This is a genomic window from Pseudomonas brassicacearum, assembly GCF_003732265.1.
GTDB lineage: Bacteria > Pseudomonadota > Gammaproteobacteria > Pseudomonadales > Pseudomonadaceae > Aquipseudomonas > Aquipseudomonas brassicacearum_D.
Genome location: NZ_MOBK01000002.1, coordinates 145,000 through 169,082, shown reverse-complemented (window position 1 = coordinate 169,082; position 24,083 = coordinate 145,000). Strand labels below are relative to the sequence as shown.

Annotated in this window: 21 protein-coding genes; 20 read left to right on the top strand and 1 reads right to left on the bottom strand. The window is 52.3% G+C overall.

The features are described from left to right. Positions 1 to 4 precede the first annotated feature (4 nt). From BK660_RS06895 to fabF, 18 genes are all read left to right on the top strand, one after another. Positions 5 to 1,015 carry a polysaccharide biosynthesis protein gene (locus tag BK660_RS06895; protein WP_123432689.1) on the top strand — a complete coding sequence of 337 codons (1,011 nt, stop codon included), beginning with the start codon at positions 5 to 7 and terminating at the stop codon, positions 1,013 to 1,015. After that, complete coding sequence (gene wecB / locus BK660_RS06890) at positions 1,008 to 2,129, top strand: non-hydrolyzing UDP-N-acetylglucosamine 2-epimerase (protein WP_123432688.1); 1,122 nt, start codon at positions 1,008 to 1,010, stop codon at positions 2,127 to 2,129. Before BK660_RS06895 ends, wecB begins: the two co-directional genes overlap by 8 nt. Before the next feature lie 41 nt (positions 2,130 to 2,170). Beyond that, complete coding sequence (locus BK660_RS06885; RefSeq protein WP_123432687.1) at positions 2,171 to 3,187, top strand: class I SAM-dependent methyltransferase; 1,017 nt, start codon at positions 2,171 to 2,173, stop codon at positions 3,185 to 3,187. Continuing rightward, positions 3,184 to 4,398, top strand: coding sequence for a glycosyltransferase family 4 protein (locus BK660_RS06880; protein ID WP_123432686.1), 1,215 nt, complete (start codon positions 3,184 to 3,186; stop codon positions 4,396 to 4,398). The genes BK660_RS06885 and BK660_RS06880 overlap by 4 nt, the downstream gene beginning before the upstream one ends. Beyond that, positions 4,395 to 5,618 carry a glycosyltransferase gene (locus BK660_RS06875; protein ID WP_123432685.1) on the top strand — a complete coding sequence of 408 codons (1,224 nt, stop codon included), beginning with the start codon at positions 4,395 to 4,397 and terminating at the stop codon, positions 5,616 to 5,618. Before BK660_RS06880 ends, BK660_RS06875 begins: the two co-directional genes overlap by 4 nt. After that, on the top strand, positions 5,615 to 6,412 hold the full coding sequence (locus BK660_RS06870) for an ABC transporter permease (RefSeq protein WP_259698489.1): 798 nt from the start codon (positions 5,615 to 5,617) through the stop codon (positions 6,410 to 6,412). Before BK660_RS06875 ends, BK660_RS06870 begins: the two co-directional genes overlap by 4 nt. A gap of 8 nt (positions 6,413 to 6,420) precedes the next feature. Further along, a complete protein-coding gene (locus BK660_RS06865; RefSeq protein ID WP_123433023.1) occupies positions 6,421 to 7,803 on the top strand; it encodes an ABC transporter ATP-binding protein in 1,383 nt (460 codons plus the stop codon). A 7-nt stretch (positions 7,804 to 7,810) separates the two neighbouring features. Beyond that, positions 7,811 to 8,857 carry an acyltransferase gene (locus tag BK660_RS06860; RefSeq protein WP_123432683.1) on the top strand — a complete coding sequence of 349 codons (1,047 nt, stop codon included), beginning with the start codon at positions 7,811 to 7,813 and terminating at the stop codon, positions 8,855 to 8,857. A gap of 52 nt (positions 8,858 to 8,909) precedes the next feature. After that, complete coding sequence (locus BK660_RS06855) at positions 8,910 to 9,713, top strand: glycosyltransferase family 2 protein (RefSeq protein ID WP_123432682.1); 804 nt, start codon at positions 8,910 to 8,912, stop codon at positions 9,711 to 9,713. 31 nt (positions 9,714 to 9,744) lie between these two features. Next, positions 9,745 to 12,180, top strand: a complete 2,436-nt coding sequence (locus BK660_RS06850) for a hypothetical protein (protein WP_148057432.1) — start codon at positions 9,745 to 9,747, stop codon at positions 12,178 to 12,180. Positions 12,181 to 12,398: 218 nt separating this feature from the next. Beyond that, positions 12,399 to 13,400, top strand: a complete 1,002-nt coding sequence (locus BK660_RS06845; RefSeq protein WP_148057431.1) for a lysylphosphatidylglycerol synthase transmembrane domain-containing protein — start codon at positions 12,399 to 12,401, stop codon at positions 13,398 to 13,400. Between the two features lie 54 nt (positions 13,401 to 13,454). Beyond that, positions 13,455 to 14,477, top strand: a complete 1,023-nt coding sequence (locus BK660_RS06840) for a glycosyltransferase (protein WP_185045015.1) — start codon at positions 13,455 to 13,457, stop codon at positions 14,475 to 14,477. Between the two features lie 5 nt (positions 14,478 to 14,482). Next, positions 14,483 to 15,499: a glycosyltransferase gene (locus BK660_RS06835; RefSeq protein ID WP_148057430.1), complete on the top strand. Its 1,017-nt coding sequence runs from the start codon at positions 14,483 to 14,485 to the stop codon at positions 15,497 to 15,499. After that, positions 15,496 to 16,722, top strand: a complete 1,227-nt coding sequence (locus BK660_RS06830) for a glycosyltransferase family 4 protein (RefSeq protein WP_123432677.1) — start codon at positions 15,496 to 15,498, stop codon at positions 16,720 to 16,722. The genes BK660_RS06835 and BK660_RS06830 overlap by 4 nt, the downstream gene beginning before the upstream one ends. A 342-nt stretch (positions 16,723 to 17,064) precedes the next feature. After that, positions 17,065 to 19,059 carry a polysaccharide biosynthesis protein gene (locus tag BK660_RS06825; RefSeq protein WP_123432676.1) on the top strand — a complete coding sequence of 665 codons (1,995 nt, stop codon included), beginning with the start codon at positions 17,065 to 17,067 and terminating at the stop codon, positions 19,057 to 19,059. Between the two features lie 112 nt (positions 19,060 to 19,171). After that, positions 19,172 to 19,507: a ComEA family DNA-binding protein gene (locus BK660_RS06820; RefSeq protein WP_123432675.1), complete on the top strand. Its 336-nt coding sequence runs from the start codon at positions 19,172 to 19,174 to the stop codon at positions 19,505 to 19,507. 204 nt (positions 19,508 to 19,711) lie between these two features. After that, entirely contained in the window at positions 19,712 to 20,506 is a 795-nt protein-coding gene (locus tag BK660_RS06815; RefSeq protein ID WP_123432674.1) for an SDR family NAD(P)-dependent oxidoreductase, read from the top strand. A gap of 32 nt (positions 20,507 to 20,538) precedes the next feature. Then, complete coding sequence (gene fabF, locus BK660_RS06810; protein ID WP_123432673.1) at positions 20,539 to 21,813, top strand: beta-ketoacyl-ACP synthase II; 1,275 nt, start codon at positions 20,539 to 20,541, stop codon at positions 21,811 to 21,813. On the opposite strand, the gene BK660_RS06805 is transcribed toward fabF, so the two are convergent. Beyond that, positions 21,810 to 22,367 carry a TetR/AcrR family transcriptional regulator gene (locus tag BK660_RS06805; RefSeq protein WP_123432672.1) on the bottom strand — a complete coding sequence of 186 codons (558 nt, stop codon included), beginning with the start codon at positions 22,365 to 22,367 and terminating at the stop codon, positions 21,810 to 21,812. The genes fabF and BK660_RS06805 overlap by 4 nt on opposite strands. Positions 22,368 to 22,542: 175 nt before the next feature. Between BK660_RS06805 and BK660_RS06800 the strand changes: the two genes are divergently transcribed. Beyond that, on the top strand, positions 22,543 to 23,196 hold the full coding sequence (locus BK660_RS06800; RefSeq protein WP_123432671.1) for a GntR family transcriptional regulator: 654 nt from the start codon (positions 22,543 to 22,545) through the stop codon (positions 23,194 to 23,196). A gap of 15 nt (positions 23,197 to 23,211) precedes the next feature. After that, positions 23,212 to 24,063 (top strand): urea carboxylase-associated family protein, encoded by an 852-nt coding sequence (locus BK660_RS06795; protein ID WP_123432670.1) that lies wholly within the window; start codon positions 23,212 to 23,214, stop codon positions 24,061 to 24,063. The last annotated feature ends 20 nt before the right edge of the window (positions 24,064 to 24,083 follow it).

Below are 24,083 nucleotides of genomic sequence, written 5' to 3'. Positions count from 1 at the left end.
GATAATGTTCGATAATAAAGTTTTGATGATTACTGGCGGTACTGGCTCTTTCGGTAACGCCGTTCTGAATCGTTTTCTGAAGACAGACGTTAAAGAAATTCGCATCTTCAGCCGTGATGAAAAAAAGCAAGAAGACATGCGGATTGCCTTGAATGATCCGAAGCTGAAATTCTACATCGGCGACGTTCGAGACTACGACAGCATCCACTCTGCGATGAAAGGCGTCGACTACGTGTTTCATGCGGCGGCACTGAAACAGGTTCCGTCCTGCGAGTTCTACCCGATGGAAGCTGTGCGCACCAACGTCCTGGGCGCAGATAACGTCATGAAAGCGGCGATCGCCAATCGCGTTGATCGCGTCATTGTGCTCAGCACCGACAAAGCGGTATATCCAATCAATGCAATGGGTATCTCCAAGGCAATGATGGAGAAACTCATGGTGGCCAAGGCGCGTATGCAGTCCGAAGGCGAAACCGTTTTCTGCGCAACCCGTTACGGCAACGTTATGGCCTCCCGTGGTTCGGTGATTCCGTTGTTCATCGAACAACTGCGTGAAGGCAAATCGATCACCATCACCGACCCGACCATGACTCGCTTCCTGATGTCTCTGGAAGACTCTGTCGATCTGGTACTGCACGCTTTCGAGCACGGCGAGCAAGGTGACATTTTCGTTCAGAAAGCACCGGCGTCCACTATCGAAGTGTTGGCTCAAGCCCTGAAAGAACTGTTCGCCAAAGACAACGAAATTCGCATCATTGGTACTCGTCATGGCGAGAAGCTCTATGAGTCGCTGGTGTCTCGCGAAGAGTTGGCAAAAGCCGAAGACATGGGGCAGTACTACCGTGTACCTGCCGATAACCGTGACCTGAACTACGCAAAATTCTTCGTCGAAGGCGAAATGGAAATTACCGAATTCGAGGATTACACCTCTCACAACACCACTCGACTCGACATCGAAGGCGTTAAAGAGCTGCTCCTGAAATTGTCGTACATCCAGGAGCAACTCAATGCTTAAGGTAATGACCATTGTCGGGACCCGTCCTGAACTGATCAAAATGTCGCGGGTTATCGCCGAGTTCGATACGCATACCCAGCACATCCTGGTTCACACCGGGCAGAACTTTGACTATGAGTTGAACCAGGTTTTCTTCGATGACCTGGATATTCGCAAACCGGATTACTTCCTCGGCGCGGTAGGCGCCAACGCCGCGCAAACCATCGCGCGCGTGATCGAGAAAGCCGATGAAGTCATGGAAGCCGAGAAGCCGGACGCCCTGATGCTGTATGGCGATACCAACTCCTGCCTGGCAGTGATCGCGGCCAAACGCCGAAAAATTCCGGTGTTCCACATGGAGGCAGGTAACCGCTGCTTCGACCAGCGTGTGCCGGAAGAGCTGAACCGCAAGGTCCTGGATCACCTCAGCGACATTAACCTGGTGTTGACCGAGCACGCTCGTCGCTACTTGCTGGATGAAGGGATTCCACCCGATCGTATTATCAAGTCGGGCTCTCACATGCAGGAAGTACTGGAGCATTTCGAACCCAAGATTGTGGGGTCCACAATCCTCGACAAGCTTGAGCTGAAATCGAAGAACTTCTTCGTTGTCAGCGCGCATCGTGAAGAAAACGTCGATACGCCGGCCAACCTGCAAGACCTGTTGAATACGCTGCAGGCACTGGTTGAAACCTATGACATGCCAGTCATTGTTTCCACCCACCCACGTACTCGTCAGCGTCTGGAAGCATTGGGGCTCGACGGTCTGGATTCGAGAATCCAGTTCCTCAAGCCATTCGGTTTCTTTGATTACATCAAGCTGCAGATGGAAGCGTTCTGCATTCTGTCCGACAGCGGCACCATCACAGAAGAAGCTTCGCTGCTGGGCTTGACCGCCGTGACGATTCGTAATGCACACGAGCGTCCGGAAGGTATGGACCAGGGCACGCTGATCATGAGCGGCCTGAAATCGGAGCGGGTTCTGGATGCTGTGCGTATCGTCACCAGCCAGGATCAGGCCGGTGCTATTCGTCGTGTGGTACCAGACTATGAAGGCGGGCTGGTGTCGCAGAAAGTGCTGCGGATTGTTTTGAGTTACGTAGATTTTATTAATCGGACCGTTTGGTCGAAGTAAATCCGAATTTAGCGCAAGCAAAAAAATTAGTGAGAGAAATAATGAGCACGAATAGTCAGACGTTGGACGCAATTTACAATGAGGGTGAACGTCTGGTTCCGGGAGAAACTCACGGCCGAGATGAGGTGGTTCGTCACAAGAGCAGTTATCAACTGTTTCGTGACATTATCGAATCCGACATCTTGCGTGATCCGTCGATGCTTGTTTCCGGTTTCACTATCCTGGACATCGGGTGTGGCACCGGGCATGGCACATTCATGCTCAGCGACATTCTAGGCGCGAAGATCACGGGCATCGATCCGAGCATCGAATCGGTTCAGTACGCTAAAGATAACTACGGCGCGAAAAACATTCAGTATGTGAACGGCGATGCTGAGTCGTACGTGCGTGAATCGCGGTCATTCGACTACGTTGTCTCGCGCCATGCGTTGGAGCACGTAGTGGACGGCCTGAATTTTGCGCTGAAAGTAGATTGCCGCAAACGTCTGATGGTCAACGTTCCATTTAACGAAGGTGACGGTAACGTCCATCACCTCGTTCACTGGATCAAAGAAGAGCAATTCGAGGCCTATCCAAATAAAGAGTTCTTCTACGAGGGACTGGATGGCGTTACCGAGCTGACGCGTACCGAAGAAAATCCGCCCAATTCGATTGTTTGCATTTCCAGTGCTCCTGAACTCAAGCCTGTTCGTGAGCTCTTCGAGTTTCCGATTGCTGCATGGAAACCTGAGTTTTTGCAGAACCTGGGTATTGAGGCGCTTGAGTCGGATATCGAAGAGCGCGAGTTGCAGATTCAGCAGGCCCAATTGCAGATTCAGCAGCGCGAGCAATATTTCATCGAGAAAGAAACACAGCTCGACACTCACCATTCAAACCTGCGTGACCTTGAAAGTGACGTTCGTCGTCGTGAAGCGTGGGTCGCAGAGAAAGAAGCTCAACTCGCAAATCATGAAGCAAACCTCAAAGGCATTCAGGCGGACCTCGTTCGTCGCGAACAAATTATTGCCAATAGCATGATTGCCCGTCTCGCGCTGAAAGCAGGTTCATTTCGGAAATGAAGGTACTTCAGGTCAATGGCTACGAGTCACCAGGTCGTCGATTTAATGGTCTATCCATTACGCCGCTACTGAAAAAATACGATGTCGAATCTCGACACCTTATTTGGGAGAAGGATACTCAGAACCCCGAAGTCCTGACTTTCGAGGGGAAGAATACAAGGAAAATCAACCGGATTATCAATCGGGTTGAGCGCTTGACCTCAATGCAGTCCGTGTTGTATCCGCACGCCAAGCAGATGATGAAAATGCCTGCCTTCGAGGAGGCAGATGTGTTGCATTTGCACATCATTCACTCGGGCTACATGAGTCTCGGCGACCTGCCGGAAATCACCCGGCGTAAACCGACGGTCTGGACGCTGCATGACCCGTGGGCTATGACCGGGCATTGCGTTTATCCATTCGAGTGCAAGCGCTGGATGACCGGTTGCGGCAAATGCCCGGACCTGGACATTCATTTCCCGCTTCTGATGGATACGACAGCGTTTTTGTTCAAGTACAAAAAACGCGCGTACAACAAATCCAAGTTCGACGTAATCGTGGCTTCGAAGTGGATGCGCGATATGGTCGAGGCTTCTCCTCTTTTCGAGGATGTTGATATCCATCAGGTGCCGTTTGGCCTTGACCTGGATTTCTTTAATCCAAATGCCTCGCCGGATGCGCGTAAACGCTTCGGTATTCCAGATGATGCGTTGGTCATTTGCTTCCGGGCTGTGGATAACCAGTTCAAAGGCCTGCCGTACATCATTCAGGCGCTTGAGCGAATTAGCGCCAATCAGCCAATTTGCCTGTTGACGCTCAACAGCAAAGGGTTGATGGAGCAGTTCGCCGATCGATTCCAGCTGGTTGAACTTGGCTGGACCAACGATGAAGAATTGGCCCGCGATGCGTTTGTCGCGTCCGACATCTTCCTGATGCCGTCGATCGTAGAAGCGTTTGGCGTAATGGCCATCGAGGCGTTCGCGTGCGGCAAACCGGTGATCGTGTTCGAAGGGACTTCTTTGCCAGAAGTAACTTTTGCTCCTGAGGTAGGGGTATCGGTACCGATGCACGATGGAGAAGGACTCTACCGCGCTCTGCAACACCTGATCGACAATCCGGCTGAGCGTGAAGAACGTGGTCGCAAGGGACGAGAGATTGCCGAGTTGCACTATGGTGACGACTTGTATGCCCAGCGGCTGGCGGAGATATACAAAACGGTTGCTGCTAAATGAAAGTACTGCTTTTAACTGATATTCCACCTTGCCGTAACTTTACGGCAGGGTTGGTGCTGGATCGGTTGGTCGGTTTTCTGCCTAAGGATCAGGTCGCAATTTGTGCCGTGGTTAATCCTGCGCTAAATCCCGAGATTCCAGCGGAACTCGAATCGGTTCCCAAGCTGATTTTAAGGAAGCCACGAGAGGCCGCTGTTCGCGTGCTTCCTCGTAAGGCAGGGATCTTGTCGGCATTTCCGTTTGAGTTGGTACAGGCCGGTCGCGTGCAGCGTGAATTGCTGCCGCAAATTGTCGAGTTCGCCAAAGCACAAAAAGTTGATGCGGTGTGGGTCGTATTGCAAGGCCAGACCATGGTGCGTCTGGCTCGCCAATTGACCAAAGCCCTCAATGTGCCGCTGCTCACTCAGGTCTGGGATCCGTTCGGCTGGTGGCTGCAAGCGAACCTTATCGACGGTTTTACTCGCCGTCGTTTGCTTAAAGAGTTCGACGAGGTCATCAAGAACAGCGTTTCCTGTGCCACCGCGTCGTGGGCGATGTCCGAGAACTACACGAATAAGTACCGTGTAGTAAATGCACCGGTTATCGCTGGCCTACCTCGCGAACTGGCATTGCCGCCAGCGACCAAAGCGCATGATAGCGATGAATTCATCATTGCGATGGCCGGTCAGTTTTATGCGCAGACAGAGTGGGAATGCCTGCAACATGCCCTGAATGCCTGCAACTGGAAAATTGCCGGCAAACGGATTCGTGTGCGTGTCATGGGTGGCGCTTTCAAAGTATTCACTCAGAGCCCCTCGAACTTTGAGTACCTGGGCTGGCAGAGCCAGGAAGAGACGATTCGACTGTTGTCCGAGTCGGACCTTCTCTATTTGCCTTACTGGTTCTCCGGCGAATACCACGAAGAATCCAGTAACAGCTTCCCGTCGAAGGTTGTCACCTACTTTGCCGCGGGCCGACCGGTGTTCTGTCATGCCCCCGCTTACGCGTCTCCGGCAAAGTACATCAAGGCTAATGAGGCTGGCTTTCTCTGCGAGTCGCTCGATACTTCAGCGATCATCAGCCAATTGGAAAAAGCAGTTCAGGACACCGAGGCTTACGGTCGTTTTGCCGCTAATGGCCATTCTTGCTTCATGAAGGATTTCACTTTGGAACGCATGAAAGAATCCTTTCTCGCGTTTTTGGGGAATCATACTAAAGCATCAATGGGGATTTCTAATTGAGTCAGAATATCCTCACTGCTCACGTAAGGCATTTCGATTTAATCAAGCAACTGATCAAACGCGACGTCGACATGCGATTCAAAGGCGCGCTGTTAGGCGTCCTGTGGCCGCTGATCACTCCGTTGATGACGTTGGCAATGTACGCCGTGGTGTTTGGCTACTTCTTGCCTTCTCGTTGGCCAGGCGTCGAAGGCATCACAGGCTTTGCGTTGATGTTGTTTCCCGGTCTGATCGTGTTCACGTTCTTTGCCGAGTGCGTAAACCGCGCGCCCAATCTGATTACCTCGAATCCCAACTTCGTCAAGAAAGTGGTGTTCCCGGTCGAGCTTCTGGTTTGGGTGCCCATCGGCTCAGCCGTCTTTCAGCTGTGCCTGAGTATCGTTGCATGGGCGGCAATAGCGCTGTTCGTCAACGGCAGCTTGCAATGGACCATCGTTTTTCTGCCTATAGTCATCGCGCCTATGGTTCTGTGTCTCCTGGGCATAACGTGGTTCCTGAGTGCGCTGGGGGTTTTCCTGCGGGATATTGCGCAGTTGACCATCGTGATCACTCAAGCGTTGATGTTTTTCTCTCCAGTGCTCTATCCGCTCGATAAACTTCCGCAGTGGGCCAGTCAACTGATCATGCTCAATCCGCTGTCGTTTATCGTTGAACAGGCGCGGTTGGTGATGATCAATGGCGTGATTCCCAATTTCCAGGGTCTGCTGATCTACACCTGCGTGAGCCTGGTCGTCTGCTGGCTCGGTCTTCGCTTCTTCCGATCTGTCAGACACGGCTTTGCGGACGTTTTATGAGTATGGACATGACTACAGAAGTTAAGCCGCAGCCAGTCATCGAAGTTGTTGGTCTTGAAAAGGCCTACCACATCTATGACGCTCCCCATGATCGCCTTAAGCAGATCTTTCTCGGCTGGAAGCGTAATTACTATCGCGATTTCCTCGCACTGAAAGACGTCAACTTCGAAGTTCTGAAGGGGCAGTCAGTGGGCGTGATCGGCCGCAACGGTGCCGGCAAAAGTACCCTGTTGCAATTGCTGACCGGAACCCTGACGCCGACTAAAGGCTCGGTGAAAATCAACGGGAAAGTGGCTGCGGTCCTGGAGCTGGGTTCTGGGTTCAATCCCGAGTTCAGTGGCCGCGAAAACATCTACCTGTACGCCAGCTTGTTCGAGTTGAAGAAGTCCTGCATTGAAGAGCGGTTTCAGAAGATTGTTGATTTCTCGGAGCTGGGCGATTTTATCGATCAGCCTGTAAAAGCCTATTCCAGTGGTATGCAGGCTCGCCTGGCGTTCTCCGTTATTGCTCATGTTGACGCCGATATTCTGATTATCGATGAAGCCTTGTCGGTGGGCGATGCGTTCTTTGCGCAGAAGTGCATGCGTTTCCTGCGCCAGTTCCAGGAGCGGGGCACGATTCTTTTCGTAAGCCACGATCTCGCTGCGGTGACTGCGTTTTGCGATCATGCGATCTGGCTGGAAGGCGGTGTTGTTCGCGATGCCGGCAGCGCGAAAGATGTCTGTGAAAAGTATTTTGCTCAGCTCTACATGCAACATACCGGTGCCGAGGGCGCTGCTGCGGTGGCCGTTGAGGCAGAAACCGAAGAAGAAGTCGAGGACATCGTTGAAGAGGAATCGGCCGACGAAGTTATCGAGCAACGTATCGTTATGCACGATGATGAGTCCATCTCCAAAGGGGCTCAAGAGATCGAGAGCTTCGGCTTCAACCCACAGTCTTCGACATTCGGGACCGGTGGCGCAGAAATACAGAAAGTCAGCTTCGCCAATGCCAAAGGTCGTCAGCTGACGGTGTGTGAAGGCGGTGCAGAAGTTGTCGTAAAGGTTTCAGCCAAGGCTATTCACGATGTGGATTTGCCTATTATCGGGTTCATCATCAAGGACCGTCTTGGGCAGCCTTTAATCGGTGGAAACACCTACCACTCCTACAAGGAGTCGCCGGTCCGGGTTGTTGCAGGCAAGCGCATCGACGCTGAATTCCATTTCAAATTGCCGATTCTGGCTGTGGGTGACTATTCGATCGTGGCCGCCATCGCTAACGGTACTTTGCATGAGCACGTGCAACTGCACTGGATGCACGACGCCGTATTATTCAAAGTAGTTGCTTCGAGCATCGACGGCGTCATCGTCGGAGCTCCGTTGGACAAAATTATTCTTACCTCTAAGGCCTGACCCGACCATGACACAACAACAAGATCCGGGGCGGTTAGCCTGGGCGGATGTTTGCCGATTGATTGCGATGTTTGGGGTGTTGCTCATCCATATTTCGGCACCGATCTTCTATGACTATAGAAATATAGAACTGAATAGCTTTTTGGTCGCTAATGCCCTCGACTCGATCTCGAGAGTCTCAGTGCCGCTGTTTGCAATGCTTTCCGGGGCACTGCTTTTGGGCCGAGACATGTCCAAAGGGCTGGGCGGGATTGTGTCCAGGGTTCTAAAGGTTGCTATCCCACTCGCGTTCTGGAGTGTGTTGCACGTTTTCTGGCTCAACTACTGGACCGGTAAACCGCTGAATGTTCCGAATGCACTGTTTCAGGCCCTGCAGGGGCCGGTGATGTATCACCTGTGGTTCGTCTACATGACCATTGGTGTTTACATCCTGTTGCCAATACTGCAACCGATCTCTGTGGCTTTGCTGGCCAGTAAGCGGTTGGCGGCTTATTTTTTTGGCGTTTGGTTCGTGATTAATGCGGTGACCGTGTATTTCCCAGTCAATGTCCTTAGTCATTTGACACTTACAGGCTTTTTGAACTGGCCGGGTTACTTCCTGTTAGGCTTCTATATCATTCGTTCGGATGTTTTGAGTAAGGTGCCCGCCTGGTGCAGTGCAGTGGTTTTTTGCTTGGCGAGCCTGGTGACGTTTCTCATCAGTTGGCGGCTTAATTCGCTGTCACCGATTCCGGACGAGACGGCCTTCCTGTATTTCAGTCCTAACGTGTTGATTGCTGCGTGTGCCGCGTTCCATCTGATCAGAAAAATCCGCGTGACCGCCCGTTTGATCCGCCCTGTGGCGTTTTTGTCCAGCATCGTGTTCCCCGTCTATTTTATGCATCTGTTGGTCATCGACCTGATCAAGGCCGGGATGTTCGGATTTACCTTGAACCTTGCGTCAATGTCGACTGTCACATCGATTCTAAGCTTGTCTTTGGCCACGTTTGCGGTGTGTCTGGTGCTGGCAGCACTGACCCGGTTGATACCGTATTCAGCAAAACTGGTGGGGTAGCTATTAATTTTAATAGAAGCCACCTGAGGACAGGTTCAATTTAGGGGGCAAAATGACCATAAATGAATCGATTCACTCACCGCTTGAAAATTTTCCAAGGGCGGCTTCATCCGTTGAGGATCCAATTGACCTGACTATTGTTATCCCCTGCTTGAATGAGGCGGAAAACATTGTAGGCATTCTGGAGAGCGTCAAAGCCGCGGTCACCGGCCAGGCATTCACCACTGAAGTCATCGTGGTTGATGATAAAAGTGATGACGAGACTTACAGTCTCGCCTCCGCTTGGGGGGATGCCAACAGCGATCAACTTCCTGTTCGAGTTATCAGTCGTTCCTTGCATCGCCGTGGCTACGGTGCTGTTGTTCGGTACGGTGCGGCGCATGGTATTGGCCGCTACTGCATTTTCGTCTCGGCGGATGCGGTGGATCCTATCCACCTGATTCCCGCGCTTTACCGCGAGATGGAAGGGGGCGCCGTACTAGCGCAATGCTCCCGTTATATCCAGGAGGGTGATGACGGTACTATTCCCTTTAAATACAAATTTTTTCAGTTCTTCTTCCGAATCGGAGTGCGGATCGCGGTGGGTCATTACATTCCTGACTCGACTTATGCGTTCAAGATGTTTCGAAGAAGAGAGACGTTAGGGTTAGGACTCAGCCAAAACAGATTTAGTATCAGCCCGGAAATTACTTTCAAATCCATTCTTATGGGCGGGGAGGTCAAATATATCGCGGGCGCACAAGGTGTGCGTGAGCGTGGGGTATCAAAATTTATTTTTCGCAAGGAAGGATTTGGTTTCGGATATTGCCTGGTTCGAGCCTTTTTGCATAAAACCAAACTTGTTTATTGGTTCTGATGGTGTGTGCGGATAATGTATTGGACGTCTGGTGCCTAATTTAATCGCCTCGTTATTAAAACGATTACCAATAAGTCGGCGTGTCCTTGAGGCTTGTGCGATTGCGCTTGTGCTGATATTGGCCGCTTTTCCTGATGTGGTATTTAATCATGCCAGTCTGCGGTTAACGGACCAGGTATATGCGGCAGTTAGTGGAATTCCTCTGCGTCCGTTTTACCCTATCCCTAATTCGATAGGGTGGTGGGCTGGGTACAATGATAATGGTGGTGCCATTTATCAATCGGAACCCATGATCGAATTCATGGTGCACGCTATTAAAACTGGTGAGTCTCCTTATTGGAATCCATATTCGGCGGCAGGTGCTTTAGGACCGGAAGCGCTGGTTGACCAGAAGTTTTCAGCGATAACTCTGGTCAATGCGATCCTAGGTGGAGGTTCGCTGGTCTTCAATGTTGTCATTCTGATGGCGCTGTATTTTGGCGTATTCTTCACTTACCGCATCGTGCGGGAAATTCTGGGACTCTCTCCAGCAGCGGCAACAGCGGCCAGTGTATTTTATCTTTTGAATGGGTACATAACAGCCAATCTTGGTTCAAATGTAACCCAAAGTTATTTTTATGTGCCCGTATGCATTTATACTGCGCTAATGTTTATTGAGCGTGCTTCAGTGTTTCGCTGGAGTATGGCTGTCTTTGCGTTTGCACTATTTTTTTCCTGCACTTTTATGCCGACGACTATCACGTCGCTGATCGCGATCGGGATTATTGTCGGCGGGTTTTTGATTGGTCATGTTCAAAGTGGTCGATATTCGATAAGGCTTGGTCTGACATTAATTTTGATGCTTGGAATGAGTTTGTTAGCGGCCGTTCTATTGTTAGCCCCTCTTTACTTTCCGTTAATGGAAAATTTGAGAAGTATTGGTACTCTTGAGGATTATTCTAAAAGAAATTTTTCGAGTCTCAGGTTTCCGAACGCAGTAGCTTCTTTCTTTTCTTCTTCGCATTTTTTCGAGTCCTATAATGCGGCAGAGCCCAACGCTGTTTCATTCGAGGGCACAGGCTTATCTTTCACGGGTAACACTGTATTTCATAGCGGTGTTATAGCGATTGGCCTTGCTGGGTGTGCGATTGCAAAACGTTTTTCACGGTTTAAATGGTTGGTCGTGCTATGCCAGGCAAGCTGTGCATTCGTAGTAGTCCGTTTGTTCGATCCTATATGGATTCAGGTGGTTTTCTCGAAATTGCCAATTATTGGGAATATCGGCAGTCAGTATTGGTGGCCAGTCATTATGTTCCCAATGGTTGTCCTTATTGGTGTTGGTGTTAATAACCTACAGTTTAAAAATTTTAGAATGTGGCCGAGCGTTGTATTGATGTTTGTCGGAGTATGTGCGCTCGTCAAAATTTATTATATGTTCGGCCTTCAGTCGCCTCGACTGGATTACAAAATAGGCGCGCTGATGTCTATTGTGATGCTAGTGGTATTGATTGGTATACTTTTGGTAGTCCACAAGTGGTGGTTCAATACACAGGTTGCATATTCGTTGCTATTGATTGTTATAGTCGTAATGTTTGCCGAGCTTTTGGTCTCGGGAAAAATGATTCGATTTCAAAGAAATGATCTCTTCAATAATATGCCACCGGCACTCCAGTACGTAAAAAATCATATAGGAGTTTATCGTACGTTGAATTTTGGGCAGAGTGGCTTATATCCTGAGCTCGGCTCGGCCTTTAATATTCAGGAGATGACTACTCTTAATCAAGGTGGGCTGCCCGCGTATAGGGATTTCTTCTATTCATCCATAGACCTGGAAAGTAGTCAAAGGCTGGGTGCTCATCCCGGTGCACCCCTTGGTTCATTTCCGTCGTTGATTTCGATTCGAGACTTGCCCGAGCGAAATTCGTTTGACTGGAAGTCAATTGATTTCATAGGCGTTAAGTATTTGTTGTTGCCTTCGAGTTATACGGCTTATCAGGAAAAACTCAAGGGTCTGGGGTTTAATGAGGTGTATAGAGATTTAGCCACTGTCGTTATCGAAAATAGAAATGTGGCTCCTCGCGTTTTTTCAGTCAGCGCAATGGCTGGGGGGGACAAAGAAGAAGCGGTGTTGTCGGAAGATTACCGGAAGCACCTTGTTCCTGCTTCTATAGATACTTATAGAAATGCCGAGGTGGTTATTTCGGGTGAGGTTGAACAAGAGTCCTTGGTGGTGCTGACGGATAACTGGCATGCTAATTGGGCTGCTGTATTGAATGGGAAGAAAGTGCCTATCATAAAAGTGAATAAAGCTTTTAGAGGGGTGGTAGTACCCGCTGGTAAATATATTATACGAATGGAGTATCAGCCACGGACTTTGCCGTGGGCAATTGCTGCTTCGTTGTCTACGTTGTTGCTTCTAATGATTTTGATCGCGCGACGCAAGCATCTTGATCCACTCGTTCATCGCCGATTGGGTCTGGCACAGTGAGCGATCCTGAGCAGGGGAGGGTAGCTCGATTGAGCGACCGACGATTCCCCTGAAGTGTATCAGGCGACGGCGTGATGTTAAGACATCACTTTGTAGATGAAAAACCTAGCCGGTTTATCTATACTCGGCCGTAAAGTCCGGCGGGTGATTAGGATCGGACTTGTTCTCGTAGTAGCTTCAAATCTTCTGCTTGCGTTTTTTAATAATGTCAAGATTGAGTGCTGGATTTTATGGGTTGTATAAAAAAAGGCCACATTTTCCTAATTGTCAAAATAGCGCTGGCTGCTGTGTTGATTTCCTTTCTTCTGAGTAGCGGTCAGCTGGATTTTGGGTCGATATCGGTTGTTTTCAAAAACCTGAATTTTTTTATCCCCGCGTTAACCTGTCTTTTTTTTGGAATTTTAATCAGTGGGTTGCGTTGGTGGTTATTACTGCGAGCCGCAGGCAACAACATCCCGCTGGGAGTTGTTATAAACCTTCAGTTGATAGGTAGTTTCTTTTCTACTTGGTTGCCCGGGGCTGCTGGGGGGGATGCAGTTAAGGGAGTGCAAATCTTTCGGCTGTTGGAAAGCGGCAGATCCACTGCGTTACTGTCTATCGTAACTGATCGTGTTTTCGCGATGATAGGCCTGGTTTCAATCGCCGCAATCCTAACCTTTTTCCTCAAGGCTGAGCTTGCACTTGGCACCGATGTACTTAAATATATAAGTTTACTGAAGTTGCTTGTTTGTATTTCCGTCGCTGGCGTAGTGCTCGCGATGTTCGGCATTTTTTTCGCTTTACGTTTTTCGGTAATCGATTATTTTCCTGACAAGGTTCGTCATTACTTGCATCCTTTTGGCGTTACCATTCTTATGTATTTTCGCGCATGGCCGACCTTGATTGTTTGTTGGGGGTTGTCAGTGTTGGCGACAGGTGTCGTCATCGTCGGCATGGTAATGATTGCGTCTATATTTCCATTCTCTGCAAACCCGCAGGTTACCGCGATAGCTGGTGTTTTTGGCAACCTGTTCTCTGTTATTCCCATTACACCTGGTGGGCTCGGAGTGGGTGAGTCTGTGTTCTCTAGAGTTTGCGTTGAGCTCTCAGCTCGTGTTGCTCCTTTTGCAACGATTTATCTCGGTTTTCGAGTGGGCATGTTGATCGTTAACATTCCCGGTATGATCGTTTCGATGTTTTATAGTAACGCGAAATTTTATAAAAAGACGAGTTCGCAGTAATGAATCCTGCGTGCGCTATTTTTGATGTCGGGCAGGGGCAGGGTGGTAACAGTTATGAGTTTTTCCCGCGAGACAAATCCTGTGTCTGGTAGTTTTAAGCCGTTGGTTACGATTGTTATACCCGTGTATAACGGTGCTAACTTTCTGGCTGACGCAATACACAGTGCTCTTGCCCAAACCTATGAAGCTATTGAGATTATCGTCGTCAATGACGGTAGTAATGACGGTGGTGCAACAGAACGCGTAGCTCAGTCGTTTGGTGGCGCGATTCGTTACGTGTCGAAAGAGAACGGCGGTGTTGCATCTGCATTGAATCTGGCAATAGAGGAAATGTCAGGTGAGTATTTTTCCTGGCTCAGCCACGATGATCTTTACGTCAAAGAGAAGATCGCCACCCAGATCGCATTCCTGTCGGCGTATGGGATTCCACGAACCATCGTTTACTCCGACTATTCGATTTTCACCGATAACCGTGTGGCGAACGCTACACCGGTAACTATGCCTGGCGTGCACCCTGAGCACTTTCGCTACTGGATCACTTCCGAGAGTGCATTACACGGTTGCAGTCTATTGATTCCACGATCAGCGTTCGATACCGCAGGATTTTTTAACGAGCGTTTACGAACGACACAGGACTACGAGCTTTGGTTTCGAATGGCGATTGACCATCGCTTTGTTCACATTCCCAAGGTGCTGGTAGGGGCTCGAAGCCACGCACATCAGGATACGCACAAGATCGCCGACCTGGCTTTCGAAGAAGCGGGAAATCTTTACTTGGGGTTTGTGAAGTCGATTGAGCCTTTTGAGGTACCCGGAAATACGCCTTCAGAGATCGGCGCCAGCTATCTGCGACTGGCATCAGGGCTTTGGCAGCGAGGGTTTCATGGCGCAGCGGAATATTGCGCGGGCATGGCGCGAAAGTATGGAGCTTCTTTCGTCCGGGTTCTTGGCGCACAATTGGTCGCTTCCAGCGTCAGGATCGCAAGGCGACTTGCCCGTACATTATTTTCACCTCAAGCCAGACAGGCTATACGCCGATTTGTCGCTCGTATGCTGACTTTCCATCGAGGCCGTTAGTTTCCTTGAATATTAAGAAAAAGCTGTTTTTACATGCTCCCAATGTACACGTCGGTGGAGGGCTGACGCTTCTGCAGGCTCTGTATTCGGCGCCTGAGTTGAGCATTGATTTTGAGCACCTGGATATTCGCGCAGAAGGGTATTTGCCACCTACTCGAGGAGAAAGACGCTTTGTCCGCCCGACACTCCTCTCTAGACTGGTGGCTGAGTTGCGCCTTTGGTGCCGGGTTTCGCATCAGGATGTTGTGCTGTGCTTTCACGGTTTAGTACCGTTATTGCCCTTGAAGGGTGAGGTGACCGTTTTTTTGCAGAACAGGATTCTTCTGACCAAGGACACGCTGCAAGACTACCCTTTCAGGACGAGAATTCGTTTGTCCGTGGAAAGGCTGTTGGTCAAGGCGCTGTCCCGCAGGGTCAAAAAATTTATCGTCCAGACACCTTCCATGGCGATTCAAGCCAAGACATATTTGGGCCCGCAGGCAGTCGTCGTTATCTGCCCATTCGTTGTTTCGGGTCACAGCGCCAGTATGTCGAAGGGTAGTCGTTTTGATTTTGTGTACATTGCCAGTGCAGATCCTCACAAAAACCACCATAAACTCTTGGAAGCGTGGTGTCTGTTGGCGGAACAAGGGATACGTCCGAGTCTGGCACTGACGGTGCCTTCAGGATCATCGCTTTGCACCCTGATTGAGCAACTTACGCTACAGTGGCAGCTAAACGTATCTAACCTTGGACAGCTCACTCCAGTTGAGGTCTCAGCGTTGTATGACCAATCGGCGGCGTTGATATATCCCTCTACAACCGAGTCACTGGGATTGCCATTGATTGAAGCCAATGAGCGAAATCTACCTATTATCGCTGCCGAACTTGATTACGTTCGAGACGTTGTCAAACCGGTTGAGACCTTCAACCCTGATTCCCACGTCTCTATCGCCCGGGCGGTCAAGCGCCATCTCGGTATAGCTGAATGCCCTCAACCGATGCACGGTCCTGAGGCGTTTCTGGAAGAAGTACTGCGATGAGAGTGCTGGTATGGACACAATATTTCTGGCCAGAGAACTTTCATATCAACCAAGTGGTTGCTGAGTTATGCAGGCAAGGTGCAGACGTCACGGTGCTGACTGGCAAACCGAACTACCCCGATGGTGAGATCTTCTCAGGTTACCGCGCCCTGGGCGTTCAGATTGAGCAGCGTGAAGGTGTCGAGATAATCAGGCTCCCATTGCGTTCCAGAGGAAAAAGCTCGGCCAAGGGGCTGATACTTAATTACCTGTCGTTCATCGCGTCGGGTTATTTGCTGGGGCCATGGGCACTGCGTGGGCGCAAATTTGATGTGGTCTTCGTCTACGCACCTTCACCCTTGCTTCAGGCAATGCCTGCGATTTTTGTGTCCTGGCTCAAGCGAGCCCCGCTTGTTTTATGGGTTCAGGATATTTGGCCTGAGTCCTTGCAGGCCACCGGCTTTGTTAACAATCGCCGCGTCCTCAAAATCATAGAGTACGTTGTCCGATACATTTACCGTTTTTCGGATTCAATATTGATTCAATCCGAAGGGTTTCGTGACTCGGTCCAGCGCCTGTCCAACAATCGGGGGAAAATAAAGTTTTTCCCTAACTCGGCTGCGGAATCAACCGGAGCAAATGATCTGGGGGGGGGGGCACTCAGCTGCATTTCAAGCCACTTCTCCGTGGTTTTTGCTGGAAATATCGGGATAGCCCAGTCGTGTACGACCATTGTTGAAGCCGCCAGAATTTTACAGGCTTACGAAGATATTCGTTTTTTTGTAGTCGGCAGCGGAAGTATGGAAAACACGATTGCGAACATGATCCATGACGAGCAGTTGTCCAATATCGAGTTGCTCGGGCGTGTTTCGCCGGAGGAAATTACGAGTATTTACGACGCTTCTTCCGTTTTGCTGCTGACCCTGCGCGATGACCCGATTCTGGCGGCAACGGTGCCCAGCAAGTTTCAAAGCTATCTGGCTGCCGGCAAACCTATTATTGCCAGTTGCAACGGTCAGACGGCACAGGTACTGGCGGACGCTAAAGCCGGGCTTGATTGTGCGGCGGAAAACCCTTTGCAGTTGGCCGAGGCGGTACTGGAGTTATACGGAAGCGACCGTAAGCGGCTTGAAATGATGGGAGAAAGTGGAAGAGCATATTTTCTCAGCCATTTTCACCTCCCTGCTCGGGTGAGTCAGTTGATTGAGCATTTCGACAGCGTTGTTCATGAATATCAGGGATGAATGCACAGGAGCAGCCTTCCAGCCATTTGCGACTCCCCCCGCATCAACCAGAAGAACATTTTCTTCCTGAAGTCAGCGAGTTGAAACCTCACCGACCTACGCTTTCAAAGCAGCGCGTTCCTGTCGTGTGCGTTGCGCGTGAGCTACCTTGAACAGGTAGCGGGATGGTTGTCTGAGTCGTCAAAACTCAAAATGGTTATCGACCGTCCGCCACAACGGAGCCCGATACACTATCACTGACACCCCCTCTCGTCGTTTTTTTTCTGTGATGGCACACCCTACCTACGTACAATGGGTTTTACCGGGTCAAGCAAGGGAGTAGGCAGATTGGAACAGGGGTATATGGATAAACTGCGCATGTTTTTGCTGGCACTTCCGCGTCGACAGAAGCGGTTGATTCAGGTGCTGACAGACGTCGTTCTCGTTTGGATGGCGCTGTGGATGGCGTTTATCGTGCGTTTGGGGATTGATGAGATGATCAATCCTTTCAAAGTCCACTTCTGGCTTTTCGTCTGCGCTCCGGTTGTTGCGATTCCTTTGTTCATCCGATTCGGCATGTACCGTGCGGTCATGCGCTATTTTGGCAACGATGCCCTGGTTGCCATTATCAAGGCGGTCAGCCTCTCATCGTTGATCCTGGCGCTGGTGGTTTACTGGTACAGCAACCACGAGGCTGTCGTCCCGCGCTCCATTATTTTCAACTACTGGTGGCTCAGCCTGGTGATCATTGGCGGCCTGCGCCTTTGCATGCGTCAGTACTTCATGGGTGACTGGTTCACCGCTGCGCAGCATGTCCCCTTCACCAGCCGCGATGATGGTTTGACCAAAGTGGCGATCTACGGTGCAGGTGTGGCGGGCAATCAGTTGGTGGCAGCCATGCGGATGGGCCGGGTCATGCGCCCGGTCGCGTTTATCGATGACGATTCCAGCATTGCCGACCGCTCTATTTCCGGGCTGCAGGTCTACAAGCCCAAACATATCCAGCAGATGATCGACGTGACCGGTGCGCAGGAAATTCTGCTGGCGCTGCCATCTTCGACACGAGCCAGGCGCCGGGAAATTCTCAATTTGCTGGAAGGTTACCCGCTGCATGTGCGCAGCGTGCCTAACTTCACCGATCTGGCCAGCGGTCGAGTGAAGGTCGAGGACATTCAGGAAGTCGACATCGCGGACCTGCTGGGACGCGACGCCGTGCCGGCGCAACCCGATTTGCTTGAACGTTGTATCAAAGGCAAGACGGTCATGGTCACCGGGGCCGGTGGTTCGATTGGTTCAGAGCTTTGCCGGCAGATCTTCTCGTTAAGACCGACCACACTTCTACTGTTCGAACACAGCGAGTTCAACCTTTACAGCATTCTCTCGGAACTGGAACAGCGTGGCATTCGTGAGTCGGTTTCGATCAAGTTGCTGCCGATCCTTGGTTCCATCCGTCATCAGCACAAACTGCTCGATGTCATGAAGACCTGGCGCGTGGACACCGTCTATCACGCTGCCGCTTACAAGCATGTGCCGATGGTGGAGCACAACATTGCCGAAGGCGTGTTGAACAATGTGATCGGGACGCTCAATACAGCCCAGGCGGCATTGCAGTCGGGTGTTTCCAACTTCGTGCTGATCTCCACTGATAAAGCAGTTCGCCCCACCAATGTGATGGGCAGCACCAAACGTCTCGCCGAGTTGACCCTTCAAGCCCTGAGCCGCGAAATTGCTCCCGTCTTGTTCGGCGACAAGGCTAATGTGTCACGCGTTAACAAAACCCGTTTCACCATGGTTCGTTTCGGTAACGTGCTGGGCTCGTCGGGTTCAGTCATCCCGCTGTTCCACCGCCAGATCAAGACCGGTGGCCCGTTGACGGTCACCCACCCGAAGATAACTCGTTATTTCATGACCATTCCCGAGGCCGCGCAATTGGTGATCCAGGCCGGCTCTATGGGGCAGGGTGGCGATGTGTTCGTCCTGGACATGGGCGAGCCGGTGAAGATTGTCGAACTGGCTGAGAAAATGATTCACCTGTCGGGGTTGAGCATTCGTTCGGAGAAGAATCCACAAGGAGACATCTCTATCGAATTTACCGGCCTGCGTCCGGGCGAGAAACTCTATGAGGAGCTGTTGATTGGTGACAACGTCGCGGCCACCCAGCATCCGATGATCATGAGTGCCAATGAGGACCATTTACCCTGGGACATCCTCAAGGGGCGTTTGACGGAGTTATTGGTGGCCGTTGATCAGGACGACTACGCTCGCGTTCGCCAGCTCCTGCGCGAAACCGTCAGTGGGTATACGCCTGACGGGGAGATCGTCGACTGGATCTACCAACAACGCCGCCTCGAGCCCTGATTGTTTCACATCCTGTAACCGACACACTTTTGACAGTTCCATCCCATCGCCTAAGTTTGGAAGGCAGCTTCGGAAAAGCTGCTTTCTCAAACGATGTTATGGAGCTTCATTTATGCGTACTGGCTATTTCTACTCTTTGGTTTTTGCCCTGCTCACCAGCGCCTCTATTGCCGCTATCGCCGCGCCAGCTGTGAAACCCGAGCCTGCCAACGCACCTTCGGTGCTGGACATTTCCCCTAAGACGCAGTCTGGCAAAGTCGATCTCAATCAAGCTGATGCACCGACATTGCAGCGCGAGCTGTCCGGTATCGGTGAGGCCAAAGCCAAGGCGATTGTTGCTTATCGTGAGAGTAATGGGCCATTTTCGTCCGTCGACGAACTGCTGGAAGTAAAAGGGATAGGCAAAGCGATTCTGGACAAGAACCGCGAAAAGCTTCAGGTGAACTAAGCTTGTAACTCAACGCCAGGGGCCGGTCATTGACCGGCCTTTTTGCATTCTGGCAATAGGGTGGTGAGACGCCTTTCATCGGCTGATAAAAAATTATGGCTATCATATGCTTCTAATATTATGCCTATAATTCATTCGCGTGCCGCTGAAGCGTGCTGATGTTCAGACGCTCACTTTCCTCAAGTATTTCCCTGGAGCACAGTCATGACTTCCACCCAGTCCCAAGGTACGGCCCTTGTCACCGGCGCATCTTCCGGTATCGGTGCGATTTACGCTGAGCGGTTGGCAGCGCGTGGTTTTGATTTACTGCTGGTCGCTCGTGACGAGCAACGGCTAGAGACGGCAGCGAGCAAGTTGCGCACCGAGCACGGTGTTCAGGTAGAAGTGCTCAAGGCAGACCTGACACAAAAGGATGATGTGCTGAAGATCGAACAACGACTTCGCAGCGATTCGAGTATCAGCCTGTTGTTGAACAACGCTGGTGTCGCGTCGGATGGTCTGCTGGCGAATGCCGACATGGAACAGTTGGAAAAGCTGATTCAATTGAACGTCACCACGGTCACACGCCTGGCATCGGCGGCTGCCGCCAGTTTTGCCAAGGCGGGACGGGGTTCGATCATCAATATTGCGTCGGTGGTGGCCTTGTTTCCGGAGCGCTTCAATGCGACCTACAGCGCCAGTAAAGCTTATGTGTTAAGCCTGACCCAATCCTTGAATGCCGAACTGGATGGCACCGGGGTCAAGGTCCAGGCCGTGTTGCCGGGCGTCACGCGCACCGAAATCTGGGAGCGCTCCGGCATTGACGCCAGCCAGATTCCGGCGGAGATGGTCATGGAAGCAGGTGAAATGGTTGATGCGGCGTTATCCGGCCTCGACCAAGGTGAGCTGGTCACCATTCCATCGTTGCCAAACGCCGCCGAGTGGGACGACTTTGTAAAGGCCCGCCTGGTCATGGCGCCGAATCTTTCCAAAAGTACCGCCGCCGCACGTTACAAATGAAACACCTTCAATCGTATTGAGGTAATTACGGCATGAGTGATCGTCGAGTAGTTGTCACCGGCATGGGCCTGGTGTCTCCATTGGGTAGCGGTGTAGAAGCTGTCTGGGAGCGTCTGCTGGCCGGGCGTTCCGGATTGCGGAATTTGCCGGACGAGGTGGTCGCCGATTTACCCGCGAAAGTGGGCGGCGTGGTGCCGACTGTCGAGGAGGATGCCGAGGCGGGTTTTGACCCGGATCGGGCGACCCCACCCAAAGAGCAGAAGAAGATGGACCGCTTCATTCTGTTTGCCATGGAAGCTGCGCGGCAGGCGTTGGAGCAGGCGGGTTGGCAGGCGCTCGACCCGCAAGCCCAGGAACGTACCGCAACCATCATCGGTTCTGGAGTCGGCGGATTCGGCGCCATTGCCGATGCAGTGCGCACCACCGACAGCCGTGGTCCGCGGCGACTGTCGCCTTTCACCATTCCTTCGTTCCTGGTCAACCTCGCTGCGGGTCATGTGTCGATCCAGTACGGGTTCAAAGGCCCGTTGGGCGCACCCGTGACGGCGTGTGCGGCGGGGGTTCAAGCGATTGGTGATGCGGCGCGGCTGATTCGTTGCGGCGAAGCGGACATTGCCGTGTGCGGCGGTGCGGAGGCGGCGATCGATCGGGTCAGCCTTGCCGGGTTTGCGGCGGCGCGTGCCTTGTCCAGCGGTTTCAACGAAACCCCGGAGCGTGCATCCCGGCCGTTCGACAGTGATCGCGACGGCTTTGTGATGGGCGAGGGCGCGGGCCTGCTGGTGATTGAATCCCTGGAGCATGCCTTGGCGCGCGGGGCGCAACCGTTAGCCGAGTTGGTCGGCTACGGCACCAGCGCCGATGCCTACCATCTGACGGCGGGCCCTGAAGATGGCAATGGTGCGCGCCGGGCGATGTCGCTGGCATTGGCGCAGGCCGGTGTTTCGGCGGCCCAGGTGCAACATCTCAATGCGCACGCTACGTCGACGCCCGTGGGCGACCTCGGCGAGTTGGCGGCGATCAAGTCGTTGTTCGGTTCAGACAACAAGGTGGCAGTGACGTCGACCAAATCGGCGACCGGGCATTTGCTCGGTGCCGCTGGCGGGATTGAGGCGATCTTCACGCTGTTGGCGATTCGCGATCAGATCGTGCCGGCCACCTTGAATTTCGATAACCCGGACCCGGCGGCGCAAGGGGTGGACATCGTCCACGGTCAGGCACGGCCAATGGCTATCGAGTACGCGTTGTCCAACGGCTTCGGGTTTGGCGGGGTCAATGCCAGCGTGTTGTTCAAGCGCTGGCAGGGTTAATCCTGAGGCTGTTTAAGAAACGCGCGGGTTACGTCGAGAATCCGCTGAGCCAGTTCCGGACTCTCGACACTGCGCGATAGCAATAATGCGCCGACCAGGGCGGACATGATGAAGACACTTTGGTCAGCGGCATCTTCGCCTTCAAGGGTGCTCTCTATTTGTTGGAGGCGTGCGTTCAGCACCACGTCCGAGGTCGGACTTGGCTGCCCGCGCAAGCCGAGTTCCGAGGACATGGTCGGCAACGGGCATCCTTCATGCGGCGAAGTCTGGTGCCATTCAGACAAGTAGGTGTCGATGAACGTCTCCAGCGGGCGCTCCTGGGCGAATAGCTCGGCGCAGACGACGTCGCACTGATCACCAGCCGCTTGCAACGCCTTTTCGACCAGTTCGTCTTTGGACGAGAAGTGTGAGTAAAAGCCGCCGTGGGTCAACCCCAGCGCTTTCATCAGCGGTTGCAGGCCAGTCGCACCAATACCGTCGCGGCGGAATCGCGCTGACGCTTCCTTGATAATGCGCTGGTGGGTCTGTGCTTTATGGTCCTGCGAGTAACGCATCTGAAATCTCCGCAACAATGCGCCATCTTAACCAATGAAAATGGGATGGTGACTGTACTTCTACTTCTAAACAGCATGCAGATGCGTCCAACTCCGTCCTGAACACTGCGTGAACTGGCATGGATAGTGATTACTCATTAGCCAGAGATTGTTGAACAATCATAAGGCGAAGCGCATGAGCAACGGACAGTCCCTGGCTGACCACATCACACTGGAATTGCGTGCCGACATCATCGGCGGTCGATTGGTGCCCGGTATGGCGTTGGTGGAAAACGATCTGGTGTCTGCCTATAACGCTTCTCGCAATACGATCCGCGAGGCCTTGCACCGCTTGGGTCAGGAAGGGTTGACCGTGTATATCCGCAACAAAGGTGTGAGCGTGCGCAGGCTAGGCGTCGTGGACGTGCGGGACCTGTTCACGGTCCGGCGCACCCTGGAACTGCAAGCCATCAACGCCAGCCAACCGCTGCGCGACGATCAGTCCGAACGGATGCTCCAGGCCCTGGAAGCCACCGAGCTGGCCAGGGAACGCGAGGATTGGCGTGCCGTCGGCACTCACAGCCTGGCCTTTCATCAACACATAGTCGGGTTGTTGCGCAGTCCGTTGTTTGATGAGTTCTTCACCAACGTTGTCGCGCAATTGCGCCTGGTGTTCTCCACCGCTCCCGATGAATCACGTTTTCAGGCGCCATGGCTGGCGCGTGACCGGCAGATCCATGCCTTGCTGGCCGAGGGGGACACTCGCGCAGCAGCGGATGCCATGAGCCTTTACCTGGATGATTCGGAACACCTTCTGTTGCAGATATGTACCCCTTCTTCCCATCACTGATCGAGGATTCGTGCCATGTACAAAGACTATCCGGCGGCCTATCAAGTCAGCAAAGGCTCGGCGTTGCAGGTGGATACAGCCTTCTACGAACGGATTCGTGATGCGAAGGAAGGGCGTACGCTGATCGAGCAGTTCGAAGTTCCGATCCGCACCGGCCGCGCCTGGAACGTGCCGGCAGGCCATGTGTTTCGCGTTACCACACCGGTCGGGCCGCAAGTGGGAGATTTCAACGTCTGGAATGCCCACGACCCACGGGAACGCTTGTGGGCGGCACGCACCCGTCAGCTGCAGGGCGCCCACGTCAGCACCCACGACCGGCTCTGGTCGAACCTGCCTTTTTTGCGGCCGCTGGTGACCATTACCGACGACAGCCTGGCGAGTTATGGCATCGACGAACATGGTGGACGCTTGCACGATTTACTCGGCACCCGCTGCGATCCTTATGTGAACAAAATGCTCACTGGCGAGGACTTTCATCATCACTGCCACTCCAACCTGACCCGTGCCGTGTTGTCCCATGGCCTGACCGAGTTCGACGTGCATGACGTGCTGAACATTTTCCAGTGCACCGGCCTCAACCATGACGACTTGTACTTCATGAAAGCCTGTCCGGCGCAGAAGGGCGATTACCTGGAGTTCTTTGCCGAAATCGATTTGCTGTGCGCGCTCTCGACCTGTCCAGGTGGTGATCTGTCGCTGGCCATGTGGGGGCCGGATGCGCAGGATCCGCTGACGGTATGTCGGCCGCTGGGCGTGGAGATTTATCGGTTGGAAGAGTCTTTGCTGGCAGGCTGGAGCCAGCCGGAGCGTGCGGCCTACAAAGGGCTGCATGGCTTGCACATTGCCAAGGCCGATTGGGAAAAGTAAATACGCAAAACCCTGTCATT

Coding starts and splice junctions, on each gene's coding strand:
- BK660_RS06865 (WP_123433023.1), top strand. CDS start 6,421: ATGACTACAGAAGTTAAGCCGCAGCCAGTCATCGAAGTTGTTGGTCTT.
- BK660_RS06815 (WP_123432674.1), top strand. CDS start 19,712: ATGACTTCCACCCAGTCCCAAGGTACGGCCCTTGTCACCGGCGCATCT.
- BK660_RS06830 (WP_123432677.1), top strand. CDS start 15,496: ATGAGAGTGCTGGTATGGACACAATATTTCTGGCCAGAGAACTTTCAT.
- BK660_RS06795 (WP_123432670.1), top strand. CDS start 23,212: ATGTACAAAGACTATCCGGCGGCCTATCAAGTCAGCAAAGGCTCGGCG.
- BK660_RS06895 (WP_123432689.1), top strand. CDS start 5: ATGTTCGATAATAAAGTTTTGATGATTACTGGCGGTACTGGCTCTTTC.
- BK660_RS06860 (WP_123432683.1), top strand. CDS start 7,811: ATGACACAACAACAAGATCCGGGGCGGTTAGCCTGGGCGGATGTTTGC.
- BK660_RS06800 (WP_123432671.1), top strand. CDS start 22,543: ATGAGCAACGGACAGTCCCTGGCTGACCACATCACACTGGAATTGCGT.
- BK660_RS06825 (WP_123432676.1), top strand. CDS start 17,065: ATGGATAAACTGCGCATGTTTTTGCTGGCACTTCCGCGTCGACAGAAG.
- fabF (WP_123432673.1), top strand. CDS start 20,539: ATGAGTGATCGTCGAGTAGTTGTCACCGGCATGGGCCTGGTGTCTCCA.
- BK660_RS06885 (WP_123432687.1), top strand. CDS start 2,171: ATGAGCACGAATAGTCAGACGTTGGACGCAATTTACAATGAGGGTGAA.
- wecB (WP_123432688.1), top strand. CDS start 1,008: ATGCTTAAGGTAATGACCATTGTCGGGACCCGTCCTGAACTGATCAAA.
- BK660_RS06875 (WP_123432685.1), top strand. CDS start 4,395: ATGAAAGTACTGCTTTTAACTGATATTCCACCTTGCCGTAACTTTACG.
- BK660_RS06855 (WP_123432682.1), top strand. CDS start 8,910: ATGACCATAAATGAATCGATTCACTCACCGCTTGAAAATTTTCCAAGG.
- BK660_RS06840 (WP_185045015.1), top strand. CDS start 13,455: ATGAGTTTTTCCCGCGAGACAAATCCTGTGTCTGGTAGTTTTAAGCCG.
- BK660_RS06820 (WP_123432675.1), top strand. CDS start 19,172: ATGCGTACTGGCTATTTCTACTCTTTGGTTTTTGCCCTGCTCACCAGC.
- BK660_RS06805 (WP_123432672.1), bottom strand. CDS start 22,367: ATGCGTTACTCGCAGGACCATAAAGCACAGACCCACCAGCGCATTATC.
- BK660_RS06880 (WP_123432686.1), top strand. CDS start 3,184: ATGAAGGTACTTCAGGTCAATGGCTACGAGTCACCAGGTCGTCGATTT.